This window comes from Staphylothermus marinus F1, assembly GCF_000015945.1.
Taxonomy (GTDB): Archaea; Thermoproteota; Thermoprotei_A; order Sulfolobales; family Desulfurococcaceae; genus Staphylothermus; species Staphylothermus marinus.
Genome location: NC_009033.1, coordinates 280596 through 294961, shown reverse-complemented (window position 1 = coordinate 294961; position 14366 = coordinate 280596). Strand labels below are relative to the sequence as shown.

13 protein-coding genes are annotated in these 14366 nt (G+C 37.0%); 12 read left to right on the top strand and 1 reads right to left on the bottom strand.

Annotated features, from left to right (window positions below):
• The first annotated feature begins 167 nt into the window (after nucleotides 1–167).
• Entirely contained in the window at nucleotides 168–1397 is a 1230-nt protein-coding gene (locus SMAR_RS01385; protein ID WP_011838580.1) for a pyridoxal phosphate-dependent aminotransferase, read from the top strand.
• Nucleotides 1398–1476: 79 nt separating this feature from the next.
• On the opposite strand, the gene SMAR_RS01380 is transcribed toward SMAR_RS01385, so the two are convergent.
• Nucleotides 1477–2373 (bottom strand): damage-control phosphatase ARMT1 family protein, encoded by an 897-nt coding sequence (locus SMAR_RS01380; RefSeq protein WP_011838579.1) that lies wholly within the window; start codon nucleotides 2371–2373, stop codon nucleotides 1477–1479.
• Nucleotides 2374–2516: 143 nt separating this feature from the next.
• Between SMAR_RS01380 and SMAR_RS01375 the strand changes: the two genes are divergently transcribed.
• From SMAR_RS01375 to glpK, 11 genes are all read left to right on the top strand, one after another.
• A complete protein-coding gene (locus SMAR_RS01375; protein ID WP_011838578.1) occupies nucleotides 2517–4154 on the top strand; it encodes an ABC transporter substrate-binding protein in 1638 nt (545 codons plus the stop codon).
• Nucleotides 4155–4159: 5 nt separating this feature from the next.
• Nucleotides 4160–5188 (top strand): ABC transporter permease, encoded by a 1029-nt coding sequence (locus SMAR_RS01370; RefSeq protein WP_011838577.1) that lies wholly within the window; start codon nucleotides 4160–4162, stop codon nucleotides 5186–5188.
• Nucleotides 5185–6093, top strand: a complete 909-nt coding sequence (locus SMAR_RS01365) for an ABC transporter permease (RefSeq protein WP_011838576.1) — start codon at nucleotides 5185–5187, stop codon at nucleotides 6091–6093. Before SMAR_RS01370 ends, SMAR_RS01365 begins: the two co-directional genes overlap by 4 nt.
• Complete coding sequence (locus SMAR_RS01360) at nucleotides 6084–7055, top strand: ABC transporter ATP-binding protein (RefSeq protein ID WP_011838575.1); 972 nt, start codon at nucleotides 6084–6086, stop codon at nucleotides 7053–7055. The genes SMAR_RS01365 and SMAR_RS01360 overlap by 10 nt, the downstream gene beginning before the upstream one ends.
• Nucleotides 7052–7849 carry an ABC transporter ATP-binding protein gene (locus SMAR_RS01355; protein WP_011838574.1) on the top strand — a complete coding sequence of 266 codons (798 nt, stop codon included), beginning with the start codon at nucleotides 7052–7054 and terminating at the stop codon, nucleotides 7847–7849. The genes SMAR_RS01360 and SMAR_RS01355 overlap by 4 nt, the downstream gene beginning before the upstream one ends.
• Nucleotides 7850–8033: 184 nt before the next feature.
• Complete coding sequence (locus tag SMAR_RS01350; RefSeq protein WP_011838573.1) at nucleotides 8034–8705, top strand: hypothetical protein; 672 nt, start codon at nucleotides 8034–8036, stop codon at nucleotides 8703–8705.
• Entirely contained in the window at nucleotides 8666–8890 is a 225-nt protein-coding gene (locus SMAR_RS01345; protein ID WP_011838572.1) for a hypothetical protein, read from the top strand. The genes SMAR_RS01350 and SMAR_RS01345 overlap by 40 nt, the downstream gene beginning before the upstream one ends.
• The gene (locus SMAR_RS01340; protein ID WP_011838571.1) at nucleotides 8887–10833 is read left to right on the top strand and encodes a DNA polymerase domain-containing protein; all 1947 of its coding nucleotides are present in this window, start codon (nucleotides 8887–8889) and stop codon (nucleotides 10831–10833) included. The genes SMAR_RS01345 and SMAR_RS01340 overlap by 4 nt, the downstream gene beginning before the upstream one ends.
• An 85-nt stretch (nucleotides 10834–10918) precedes the next feature.
• The gene (locus SMAR_RS01335) at nucleotides 10919–12241 is read left to right on the top strand and encodes a DUF438 domain-containing protein (RefSeq protein ID WP_011838570.1); all 1323 of its coding nucleotides are present in this window, start codon (nucleotides 10919–10921) and stop codon (nucleotides 12239–12241) included.
• Between the two features lie 4 nt (nucleotides 12242–12245).
• The gene (locus tag SMAR_RS01330) at nucleotides 12246–12632 is read left to right on the top strand and encodes a transcriptional regulator (protein ID WP_011838569.1); all 387 of its coding nucleotides are present in this window, start codon (nucleotides 12246–12248) and stop codon (nucleotides 12630–12632) included.
• A gap of 126 nt (nucleotides 12633–12758) precedes the next feature.
• The gene (gene glpK / locus SMAR_RS01325) at nucleotides 12759–14333 is read left to right on the top strand and encodes a glycerol kinase GlpK (RefSeq protein ID WP_011838568.1); all 1575 of its coding nucleotides are present in this window, start codon (nucleotides 12759–12761) and stop codon (nucleotides 14331–14333) included.
• Nucleotides 14334–14366 lie beyond the last annotated feature (33 nt).

Sequence of the window (14366 nt, the reverse complement as noted above, 5' to 3'; positions counted from 1 at the left end):
AGGAGTAGCGGAGCTTAGATAATTCATAACCAATTATAGCGTTTCATCTTCAAAACAGTATAATACGTGAAATTTCCGGGATAGAGTAATATACTAGTATTGTAATTTATATTCTTTGCTTGATATGATTGGTTTCTCAGCTACCTATAATGATTCGGTGTTCGTAAATGGTATCCCCAACTCTAAAATTCAGAAGCATAATTCCCCATATGAGAGGAGAGGGAGGATTTGCATTTATTGCGAGAGGGAGAGAACTAGCTTCTAAAGGATATCACGTAGTAAATCTAAGTATTGGACAACCAGATGTTCCTACACCCGATAATGTTATTGAATCAGCTGTTCACTGGTTAAAAGATGAGAAATTCACTGGTTATACCGAGACTCCAGGTATACCTGAGCTTAGACAAGCTATCGCGGATTATTTGAATGAGAGATATGGTAGTGATGTTGATTGGAGAGAAGTAGTGGTGACTCCTGGAACTAAAGGAGCGATTTTCTTAGCTTTAGCTGCTTATCTTGATCCTGGAGATGAAATAATTGTTCCAGAACCAACATATCCTGCTTACCCAGAAGGAGCGAAAATACTTAATGCCAGAGCTAGGTTCGTGTCTTTACGCTTCGAGGGACGTGATAAGGGGTTTAAACTTGACATAGAAGCCATAGAAGAAGCTATAACTTCTAGAACAAAAATGATCGTTGTTAATAATCCACATAACCCTAGCGGAGCAGTTTTTACACCTAAAGAAATAGATGAACTAGTGAGTATTGCTAGAAAACACAAAATAATGATTCTAGCAGACGAGATATATGATAACTTCATATATGAGGGAAAGTTTAAATCCCTAATCTCCTATCCTGACTGGAGGGAGTTTTTAGTATACACAAATGGTTTCTCAAAAACATTCTCCATGACTGGTTGGCGCCTAGGATACATTGTAGTACGTAGAGAAGTTGCTGAAATACTGAGTAAGTTAGCAGTAAATATTTGGGGATGCCCAATAAGTTTTGCACAAAAAGCAGCAGTTACAGCATTGAAAGATCCGGAGTCATGGAAATGGGCTGAAAAACTAAGTAAGAGATATGCAGAGATGAGGGATCTACTATATAATGAACTGCAAGGAATAGAGGGAGTAGAAGTCTGGAAAAGCCTTGGAGCATTCTACTTGTTCCCTAGGATCAGGAACTTACTTGATAAGATAAATATGAGCGTGGACGAGTTCGTAGACTATATAATAGATAATTATTACTTAATAATACTTCCAGGAACAGCATTTCCGGACACCGCTGGAAAAGACTATGTTAGATTCAGCTTTGCAACAAGTAAAGAAGCAATACTAGAAGGGGCTAAAAGGTTCAGGAAAGCTGTCGAAGACTTATTATCTGAAAGAACCAAGTAACCAGGCAATAATAAATACTTTTTTCTAAATTAGCCTTAAGCTAATATGTCCGCCGATCTCCTCCTTGTTAGTTTAGATTTTAATTATGATCACCGGTTTTTCTCAAATATGCGACATAGAATCCCCTTATGGCACCCACCGTTTTAGCTACAGGTTCGCATTTAGGAATAAGAAGATGAATTATTGGTTTTGCTAACTCTATACTGCTTATGTATTCATAGTGTGCCATACCCTTAGCTACTATTAGATCAGCTTCTTTAAGATATTTTTTGAATTGCTCTGATACTTTATTTAAATGTATGCTTGAACCATTATAACCAGTTGAAATTATTTCATCGAATACTTTATCTAGTCTTGCATAATATGTGTCGCTTATTGTTAGATCATTTTGGAAACCAGGGTCCTCCTTAGCAACACCTATCACTTTATTCCCATAGTTCTGCAGTATTTCCACAAGCAATGTATCTAGAACTGATTCCCCAGCATTGTCAAATAACCATAGGATCTTCTTACCTCCTATCCGTATATAATCATATATTTCACGGGTATGATCTATTATTAACGGTGTAGAGAGTATTCGATCAATTGAGATCTTATTCGGCGGCTCATATCCTGCCACTCCAGTATCTAACGCGTTACCTGCTATGGATATCTTCGTTGCAAACCTGAATTTCTCGTATCCCATAAATTTTTCGAGAAAAGATTTATACTCTCCTATGTTTTCCCATGCTTTATCTATTGCTTTTCTCTTAATCTCCCTATAATACTCTATTATCTCTGGTGCAAGCCTTATTAGTCTATTAAATATATTTGTAGCAATAATTGTTAATTCATTATTTTTAGAAAACTCTTCATATGCTATTTTTAATAGTTGTATTTGTAGCTTAATCGATCTTTCTTGATTTCTCACACTATTTATTATTTCACGTAATCTAACAGATACTATGCATTGAATACATGGTGTATGTGGCTTCATGTATTAGCACCTTTATTAGCACCTTTATTAGCACCTTTATAGTTTTAATAATTTGACCAATTTTTATAGACACTGTCCTATATTATTATACAATATATTTAAATTCTCATTGAGCCCCCCATTAAATCAGGGGTGAGTGCTTCATGAATAGAAAATTACTGATTGGGATTATATTAGTAGTGATTATTGCCGTAGGTCTAACAGCTTATTATCTATATAATTATAATTTCTGGACAGAGAAACCCACGCAGAAGCTAAGGGTAGTGGTGTATGCATACGAAGACTCCATAACGGGGATCGATCCCTCCCTAGAATTTGATACAGGATTAGTTGTGCTTGGAACAGTATATGAGCCTCTATTATACTATGATCCCGAGAAAAACGAGTTCATGCCTGCGCTTGCTGAGTCTTGGGAGGCAAACGATAACCATACTATTTGGACTTTTCATTTGAGAAGAGATGCTAAGTTTCACGATGGAACACCTGTTACTGCTCAAGCTGTAAAGTTTAGTATTGAGCGGGCACTCAAAGCATATGTTGAAGAAGGGGAGGGACCAGGGTATATATGGGAGGGTGTGAAAGAGATCAAAGTCGTCGATAATTATACTGTACAATTCATCCTCGATAGACCAATGAGACTGGACTTAATAGCGGCTGCTAGTTATGGTGCATACATTTATAGTCCTAAGGTCCTAGAATATGCTGGAGTAAATGATCCGCTAGATCCCTCGCTCAGGGAATGGTTTGATAAAGGGCATGAGGATGGTAGCGGGCCATATAAGATCACATATTATGATCCAGAATCTGAAGTTAGATTGGAGAAGTTCAAAGATTGGTGGGGATGGAAAATAATTAATAATCCATACGCTCCAGACATTGTAGTAATAAAGATCGTGACGGATAGTACTGCTCAACTAAATGGTTTAAAGAGTGGTGCAATAGATATAGCCACACAAGTTCCACTAGGAGAGATCCATAACCTTATGAAGCAAGGATACCATGTAAGAAATGAAACAACATATCACAACTATGTATTAATGTTCAATACTAGAAGATACCCAACAAACATTACAGAATTTAGATTAGCTATAGCGCACTCAATACCATGGGATAGAATAGTTACGAGAGCTCTGAAAGGCTTCGGGGTTCCAGGAAGTGGAATAATACCACACCACTTCCCCGGCCATCTTGACAACTATACATATACATATAATAAGACACTAGCACGAGAACTCCTCAGAAAAGCAGGGCTTCTCGGTAAGAACCTTAAAATAGAGATAATGGTTGAGGGAAGCTATGAACAAGAAGTAGCATTTGCAGAGATCTTGAAGGGCGAACTAAAAGATCTAGGGATAGATGTGGATATTCTTGCTAAGCCATGGGATACTATGGCTGAGACAGGGCCTAAGGTCTGGGAGGATCCTAATAGTGTTCCTCATCTCATGATAAATGATTGGTGGCCAACGATTCCCTCACCCTATGATTTCCTATATAATCTATTACACAGCGATGTAAAGGAGTGGAACTGGGCGGGTTATGAGAATAATGAATTCGAGGAACTAATAGATAATGCTTGGAAACTTGAAGGTGTAGATTATGATAAAGCTATGAAACTATATGTTCAAGCACAAGACATAATTTACCGTGATGTCCCCGCTATTAATCTATGGGATGAAATACAGCCATACGTATATAGTGATAGGGTTGTATTAGAGGATAAGGCGTTGAATCCGCTATATATGTTTGTGGTCTTTTTCCAATATGTTGAAGTTAAAGGTTAGCAGAATTGCCTGTCAGCCTCAACTATTTAGTTAAAAGAGTTTTTTGGTCGGCACTAATAATTATTGGAGTTATAATGTTATCATATATAATAATCATATCTGCGCCGGGAGACCCCGCTAAGATATGGGCGGGAAATCCGCGTGGCGAAAAAGCTGGGTTAGCTATTCAGAAAGCACGGGAGGAGCTAGGACTAGATCAGCCCTTACCCATACAGGTATTAAGGTATACTCTACAAGTTCTCAGCGGAAACATGGGTGTATCCATAGTATATAGAGTTCCAGTCGCAGAAGTTATTTGGAGAGGATTAACAGCCACTCTTGAATTACTAGTAGTATCTTATATTATAGGTATAAGTATAGGTGTTTTTCTAGGTGTAGAATCAGCTCTGCGCCGGGGCTCTAGATTTGATAGCATAATGCAGTCTCTAGCAATACTGCTTGCTAACGCTCCTAGTTTCTGGTTGGGAATAGGCTTAATAATATTGCTGGCTGAGACAATAGGGTTTACAGGCTATGGTAGAATAGATACATATCTCATGTTTCAGACAGGTTTTCATCCAATAACGGGTTTTTACTTATTAGATGCTTTAATTGAGGGTAACCTGCCTGTCTTTATAGATGTTTTTCTAAGAATACTGCCTCCAGCAATAGTGGTTGCAACATATCCTATAGGGTTAGGGCTTAGAATATCCAGGGCATTAGTAGCTGAGAACCTTAATGAGGAATATGTTCGTGCGGCTGTTGCTTGGGGGGTTGAGAGAAGAATTATTATATGGAAATATGCTTTTAGAGGAGCTATACCGAGTCTTACCCAAATAATGGGTCTTGCTTTTGCTTACAGCTTAGTTGATGCGATGATTGTTGAAGTTGTTTTTGGACGTGAAGGCTTAGGCAGTATTGCTTATAGTGTGATCGGTAAAAGCGACTATACATTGATCACCGGGCTCATGGTTACTGTAACAATATTCTATATCATAATGAATACGTTAGCGGACATATTACAAGCAATAATTGATCCAAGGGTGAAACTATGATGAATAGAATAAAACGATCGGAGAGAGTTGCCGAGCTAAAAACACTTGTTAAGAGAGCATGGAAACGTAGAGCAGGGTTTAGGATTGGGGTTGTAATAGTGGTTTTCACAGTATTAATAGCTATTCTAGGACCTTTCATAGCTCCTTATCCAGAGGAAGGCTGGGGTATTGCAGGCCCTGAAACACAGATGAGGGGGCCTCAGCCTCCTAGTTTGAAACACTTGTTCGGAACAGATCTCATTGGCAGAGACCTGTTGTCCCGTATACTTATCGGCGCTGGATACGCATTGTTTCAAATAACCATTGTTGTAGTTGTTAGTCTAGCTATAGGATTAGTCATCGGTGTTTTCGCAGCTTATTATCGTGGTTTAATAGAGAGGATACTGAATTATTTCACAGAATTATTTATGGCTTTTCCAGCAATAATAATTGCTTTAGCTCTCAACACGCTTGGCGGGAGAGGATTATTCGTAGTAATAACCAGTCTAATAATTACATGGTGGTCGTGGTATGCTAGAATAGCATATGTCCATGCTAGAGGAGTAAGAGGGATGGAATTTGTTACATTAGCTGAACTAGCTGGTTTACCAGGTTATAAAATAATTTACCGCCACATCCTACCAAACACTCTAACCCCCGTTATTGTCCAAGCAATAACTGATACTGGAAGCGTATTATTGGAGGCAGCAGCTATAAATTTCCTAGGACTAGGACTGCCACCAGACTATCCTGATTGGGGAGTTCTTGTACAGAATGGTTTCAATTATATCTATAGTTATCCATGGATAAGCCTCATACCAGGATTCTTCATATTATTGGTAGCTTTAGGATTCAGTTTGTTAGGAGATAATCTTAGAGAAGAATTAGATCCTAGGATGAGGCGTAGGTGGAGATTATGGTTTTAGCTGTTAAAGCAGAGAATTTATGGATTGGCTATATGGATGAAGAAGAGAATATTTTATGGGCTGTTCGAGGAATAAGCATCGAGGTATTGGAGAGAGAAATATATTGTCTCGTAGGCGAGAGTGGATGCGGTAAGTCAACACTTGGAAACGCAATAGTTGGAATACTCCCACCATACTCGGTTACGAAGGGGAGGCTTAGAGTCTTTAATAGAGAAGTTATAGTAGAAGACGAGAAACACTATGAAGAAATAAGAGGTAAACTAGTAACACTTATACCTCAGAATCCAGGCAAAGCTTTGAATCCATACCTAACAATAAGTGAGCAATTCTACTATGTTTTCAACAGCCTATATGAATTAAATAAAGAGAACTCGTTGAAGAAAGCTAGAGAACTACTAGGTATAGTTGGATTAGACCCTGAACAAGTACTTGACAGTTATCCTCACGAACTAAGTGGTGGAATGCAGCAGAGAACAGCTATTGCTTTAGCACTGGCAACTGGTGCTAAAATAGTTGTTGCGGACGAACCAACATCGGCGCTAGATGCTAATTTGAGGCTTCAATTATTAAAGCTTCTTCTGAGACTGAAAAACGAGTTAGGCTTAACAATTATAATGATAACACATGATATATTATCAGCTACTCGAATATGTGATCGAGTAGCGGTAATGTATGCTGGAAAAATAGTTGAGGAAACAAGTACTAGAGAAATTATCGAAAACCCTCTGCATCCCTACACTAAAATGTTGTTCGACGCCGTCCCTATTCTAGGTGTTAAGAAAAAACTAGTCTCCTATCTAGGCGAACCACCTAGGCCCGGAGAATATATCAAAGGTTGCCAGTTCAGTAAAAGATGTCCAAAGGCTATGGATATTTGTAGAGAAAAAGAACCCGAGATTATAGAGATCAATGGTCATCGTGTTGCTTGCTGGCTATATAATGTGGAGGGCGGGGAAAAGTGAGTAGTGAACCTGTTGTGGAAATCAAGGATCTTGTGGCTGGATACTATGTTGCGAAAGGATTTAGGTCATTATTCAAAAAATTCACTCCTGTACTAAGAAATATTAACTTAACAATTTATCGTGGAGAAAAAGTTGCAATTATAGGTGAAAGTGGAGCTGGAAAAACTACTTTAATAAAAATAATGCTCGGCTTAATCAAGCCTAGACATGGAGAGGTAAGAGTTCTCGGATATACTCCGTATAGTTTGAAGAGACGTGAAAAAAGATTATTAGCTAAGAAAATAGGTTATGTGCCACAAGATCCTAGTAGATCATTGAATCCAAGGCTTAAGGTGAGAAGGATTCTCTATGAACCATTAGAAGCACTGGGTATAGATGGGGAGGAAGCAGAGAAACGTGTATTTGAGAGCTTGAAACATGTTCATCTCCACAGAGCTGTTTTAGATTACTACCCGGATCAGCTTAGCGGGGGTATGATGCAAAGAGTACTAATAGCGAGAGCATTAGTGCATAAACCAGAAATACTAATACTAGATGAGCCAACATCAGCGTTGGATGTATCTATTCAGGCACAAATAATAAATATACTCAATGAAATCTATGAAAAACTAAAACCAACAATGATCACTGTAACACATGATATACCTGTAGCCCAGTATCTCGCGGAGAAAGCAATAATACTGTATAAGGGAGAAATAGTAGAAGAAGCATCATTTCAAGAAATAATAGAGAATCCAAAACATCCCTATACACGAACACTAATACAATCCTATACTTTACCAGTAAAGCCTTAAGAATAGTTATTGTTAAAGAACCGCATTAACAGTAATTTTAATATTTCTAAATATGTTTCGGAAATATTTTCTCTAATTAATAATTAAATATAATGTCTTTATTGATACAACTATGTTTCTATAATATTTTCGGTTACGTCTCTTGGTTTTATATTGTTTTATTTATTCTCTGGGTGAAGCTTTTATGGTTAAAATCACTGGTTTCTGGTTCATTGATAGGTTTTTCAATGGAATCCCATGGAATGGTGTCTACGAGTTTTACAGTAGTGATAATAGTTTGTTAGAGCTTTTATTTCACCATGTCATAAGTGTTTCTAGTGTTTATGGGAGAGTCTATGTTGTTCTGGTACGGGAATTCGGCGGTCTAGACCCATATTTTCTTCTCAGACTTATCCGTATGCGTAGAGGTGATCCCGATAATGTTTTCATTGCCCGTTGTTTTCGCATGGGAGATGTTGAAACAGTTCTCGAGGATTTTTTAGAGAATAATTCTTCAGAGAAAGCATCCATTTTGATCTATACTCCCTACTCCTTTGTCAGGAATGGCTTAATAGGTTATCGTGATATGAGCAGAATTACTGGTTTAATTCATAGGTTGAAAAATCTCGGTTATCGTATTATATTGTTTAACGAGGTTGGCAGGGATGGTTATTATAGGCCTATGGGCGGTTTTTTCCATCATCATACAGCAGATATTGTTCTCCGATTAGATGTTAAGGATAGGAAGTGGGGTTATCTTATTGTTGTTAAACATCCCCGTCTATCAGAGGGGTTGCGTACAAGTATTCCTATTGATAAGATCAGGGGTGGAAATGTATGGGTAGAACAACGGTCTCTTATAGAATGGCTCTCCTAAGGGAGCTGGAAAGATTCCGTAAAATAATAGCTAGGCTTCCAAAGGATGAGGAAGCTAGGTGGGAAGAAATACTTGAAGACATTGAGGATACCATAAGTATATACAGCGATATACCCGTAAATGATCCATTAGAGATCATATATTTCCACATACTACGTAGATTCTTAAGAGAGGATGTTTCTTGAACAACACTGTTCTCTACCTTTTCGACGCTGCCCCCACCGGTAAACACACCTTGTTTAAACTATTAGATCAGGATGGAAAAGTATATGTAGTATCAACAAGTCTTCTATACCGCGGATACCTTATGCCACGTATCGATCCAGATGTTTTAGCTGAAAATGTTGAGTTAATAAATGGTGTTGAAAACGTATGGGTTGAGAACTGGTATAAACCACCATATTACGCGTCTGAGACAGAAGTTATTGTTTATGAAACACTGGATCCCCGCATAATAGATATTGTTAATAATTGGGTTATACGTAAAGCCATCGCTGTCCCTGTTAATACTTATCCTGAACCATTAATTGAGGCTTTATGGAGAAACAAGATCCCTGTATTGACTCCTCTGAAGAAACGTGGAGAAGGCTATGTTGCTTTAGAGAATCCTTTTGATCCAGAATATTCTGAGCCTCCGATTAAGTATTTAATACTACGCTTATTTAGAGACGGGTATAGATTATATTCTGAAACAATAGATCCTGAGAAAGCTGTTATAGAGAACAGTGAGGGCATAGTTTATGAGGGTGACTTGGATGGAGCTGTTGAAGTTGTTCGTGAATATAAACCATTAATACTTTATACTAGTATTGTAGAAAAAATATATGTTGAGCAAAGATATTCTTGGATCAGGAAATACTATGATGTATGGATAGATGATGTGGAAACACTTGTTGATCATACAGGTATAGTGTATTGGAGCAGACTAGCATATACTCCTCCTAGAATGCTTAATTACGCAACTATAGGCAGAATATTAACTACTATAGAAGCATTAGAAGCTAGGAAACATAAATACCTTATAATAAATGGTTTTGGACGTAGAGAGTCTTGGAGAAGTCTTCGAAGCTTACTAGAAACCGATCGTGGAGGACTAGTTTACTCGCCTAGACCCGGCCTATATTGGGGTGTTTGTCAAATAGACTATAATAGTCTTTATCCAAGCATCATTGCTAAATACAATATTAGTGGCGAAACAATTGATAATCCATATTGTAGGAAAAAACATGTAGTGAAGAATCTACCTCACATAATATGTCTTGATCGTAGAGGGCTTGTATCAATTGTTCTTAACAAACTAGTAAAGCTACGTGAGAAAGCAAAAATGCTTGTAGCACAGACAAATAATGAAATATATAGTCTTAGAAGCAAAGCTCTGAAATGGATACTTGTCTCAGGATTCGGCTACCTAGGCTTTAAAAACAGCTTGTTCGGCTCAATAATGGCTCATGAAACAGTTACATGGTATGCTCGCAGAATATTGAGAGAAGCACATAGGTTGCTTGAGAATAGAGGATATAAAGTAATACATATAATAATAGACAGCTTATTTGTTCAAGGAGGAGATTGCGAGAAAGCATTGAGAATAGTTGAAGAAACAGGTATGCCTGCAAAGATCGAGGCTGAATATACATGGCTATATATTCCGAAAACAAAGAATACAGGGCTTGGAGCATCTAATAGGTATTATGGGAGACTAGTTAGTGGTGAAATGAAGATCAAGGGAGTAATGTGTGTTAGGAAAAATACTCCAATATTTATTAGAGAAACACAATTAGAAGCAATAAACAAGCTGGGAGAAGCTAAGAAACCAGAGGAATTCAAAGAAAAACTAAGAGAAGCTCACAAGATTTTCCAATCAGCTGAACAAAAACTTATCAATAGAGAAGTAGAATCTTGGAAGTTAGGCATAATTGTTAATACTAGGAAAAGATCCAAAAATAAAACACCATGGTTGAAAGCATTATCAATGATTAGAAAATATACTGGACCCATAGTCTACATAGTATCTCCTAGTGGAGAACCTGAACCCTTTATAGATGTTGATCAAAAATATAGTGTAGAATACTATGTAAAACTACTACATAGTGCATGGAAAGAGATGCCAGGTCTTAATACAATATACTAGTAAATTATAGAGAATCATCGTACGGATCATAACTTCCTATAGGTTTATAAGTGGCTATATATGTATCCCTAATTAGGTGTGACACATGTCAAATATTGATAAAGCACAAAAACTCGAATTATTAAAAGAAATCCTTAAAAAGATAAAAAGCGGAGAAGACGTCGAAAGAATAAAAATAGAATTCGGCAACTTGCTTCGAGAAGTCTCCCCATTAGAAATACCCCTACTAGAACAACAACTCGTCCTCGAGGGATTTAGTGTAAACGATATAATAAAACTCTGCGATCTTCATCTCAACCTATTCATGGATTATCTGAGAGGAAAAGAGTTAAAAGACATACCAGAAGGGCATCCACTAGATAATTTATTGAAAGAAAACAATTACATCTTGAAGCAAGCTGAACTTTTAGGTATATATACAGGATCACTTGCTAGAGCAACAAACAACGATGTTAGAAGAAAAATACTGAGTGAATTAATAAATATACTATATGATCTCAAGAAGATCAGGGTTCACTATAGGAAAATCCAGATGCTAATCTTCCCATATCTAGAGCGGAGAGGATTAGAGGCAATACCAAGAGTATTATGGAGTAAAGAAGATGGTGTAATAAAGAAGATTAGAGAAATGATAGAATATGTTGAAAAGCTTCTCGAAAAAGAAACCATTAGTGAAGCCAATGTAAAGAAAATAGTTGATGATACAACATGGCTTTCCAAGGAAATTGCAGATATAGTTTTCAGAGAAAACAAAATATTATTCCCCACCATATGGGAGTTATTCAGCGAGGGTGAATGGACCGTTATTCATGAGATCGGAGAAGAGATCGGATATATTGTTGAAACAAATAAAAACTGGAAACCAAGCGCTAAACCTATATATCCATTCGAGATCGATGGTACAATACCTCCTGAAAAATATGATAAGATACCTATACATGTTAGAAAGATGATTGGACAATTCAAACCAGATAAATATCAGATTAGGAAAGAGAACGACATAGAATTAGATACAGGGTTTCTTAACAGAGAAGAGATAGAAGGATTATTTAGAGCACTTCCATTAGAGATTACATATGCTAATACGGATGATAGAATAAGATTCTATAGTAGTAGCATATTCCATAAGGGATTTATTAGAACAAAAACAATAGTTGGTAGACTATTATATTATTGTCATCCTCCAAGATTGGAGAGATATGTAAAGCTAGTGGTCGAACAATTGAAGAGAGGAGATAAACCATATAGAGAATTCTGGACAAGATTAGGTAATAGAATAATAAGAGTACTAATTGTTCCAGTCAATAATAAGGATGGTAAACAACTAGGAACAGTTGAAATAGTAGAAGATCTAACTGATATAATTAATAATCCAGACGAGATCAAGAAGAAAATAGTGGTGCTATAAAGAATTGAAATCAATATTCGAACTAGCTTATAGATACATAGTCCCATATATTAATAGGAGAATAGTCGAGATAATGTATCAACATGGATTATCAGAGATAGAAATAGCTAGAAAATTAAGAATAACACCCTCAGCTGTATCACGGTATCTAGCTAAGCAGAGAGGAGTACAAATAGATCTATCAAGGAACATTGATGTAGAACGAAAATTAGAAGAACTGGCTGAGAAAATAATAGATAAGAACCCGTCAATTTATGAAATATACAGAGATATAACATCGCTTACACTATATATTATGTCGAAAAAATATATGTGTAACATACATAAAAAGCTGGATCCAGAAATAGATCCTTTAAAATGTAATATTTGCCCAGAACTATTCGGTAACTAATAATAAATCATGCCCGATATTTCTAGAGAAGCATCTTTAGATCTAGATAGTTTTGTTGCATTTTTATTCTTGCCTATACATTATAATTTTTATAATGTAAATAATGTGATGGAGCAGGACGGGGTTTTGCCTCGCTATATCCTCGTTGTTGATCAAGGAACTACTGGTACTCGAGCAGTTCTCTACGATAATGAAGGTAGGATAATTAATTATAGTTATCGAGAGCATAGACAGATTTATCCGCGTCCAGGCTGGGTAGAGCACGATCCATTAGAGATCTGGAGAAACACAGTTTATGTTATGAAGGATGCTGTGAAGCTTTCAGAAATTGATCCTAGTGATATAGTTAGTGTTGGTATAACTAATCAGCGAGAAACGACTATTGTATGGGATAAAGCTACAGGTAAGCCTATTTATAATGCTATTGTGTGGCAAGATACTCGAACTATTAATTACTGTAAAAGTCTTATTGAAAAGGGTTTAAGCAAGTTTGTTCATGAGAAAACCGGGTTGACTATTTCAACATATTTCTCGGCTTCAAAAATTAAATGGATCCTTGATAATATTCCAGGTGCTCGTGATAGGGCGGAGCACGGAGAAATATTGTTTGGAACAATTGACACATGGATTATATGGAATATGACGAGGGGGACAAGAGATCATTTAACCCCTGATCGTGGAGGAGCACATGTCATAGACTATTCTAATGCGTCTAGGACAATGTTGTTTGACATAGTTAATCATAGATGGTCAATTGAATTATTAGAGAAAATGAGGATACCATATGAGATCCTACCAGTAGTTGTTCCAAGCAGTTCTAGGAAACCATATGGTTACATGAATAAGGATATACTAGGCGAAGAAATACCTATACATGGAGATCTAGGCGATCAACAAGCTGCTCTTGTTGGACAAACATGTTTTAGAAGAGGTGAAATGAAATCAACATATGGTACTGGAACATTTATGTTATTAAATACTGGGGATAAACCTGTTCATTCGTCTAAGGGATTGCTTACTACTATTGGTTATGTATTTGAAGGGTATGATCCAGTATATGCTCTTGAAGGATCGGTTGCAATTAGTGGTGCGGCTATTCAATGGCTTAGAGATAATCTCAGAATAATTAGAGATCCTTCTGAAACCGAAAAACTAGCAGGGAAGACTGGAGAAATCGGTTCTGGTGGAGTATATTTTGTTCCTGCATTTAGTGGATTATATGCTCCATACTGGGACATGACTGCTAGAGGGCTAATAATCGGTCTTACAAGGTATACTAGGATAGAACATATTGTTCATGCAGTGCTTGAAGCAATAGCTTACCAGGTGAGAGACGTGTATGAAGCCATGATCAAGGATGCTGGAATAGTTATAAACATGTTAAAAGTAGATGGTGGTGCTACTAAAAACAACTATCTTATGCAATTACAAGCCAACATACTAGGAATACCTGTTCTCCGCCCCCGAAACATTGAAACCACAAGCTTAGGTGCGGCATTTGCCGCTGGATTAGGAGCTGGATTATGGAGAAATATCGATGAACTACGCAAACTGTGGGTGTTGGATAAAGAGTTTAAACCTATATGGAGTAAGGAGAAAAGAGAGAAACTATATAGTGGATGGAGATCAGCTGTTAAGAGAGCTATGAAATGGTTAGATGAAGTCGGCGAACTACCAGGTAGCGGTGCTTATTGGGAATGAGAATTGATTAGATAAAAATAATATATTTTTTTG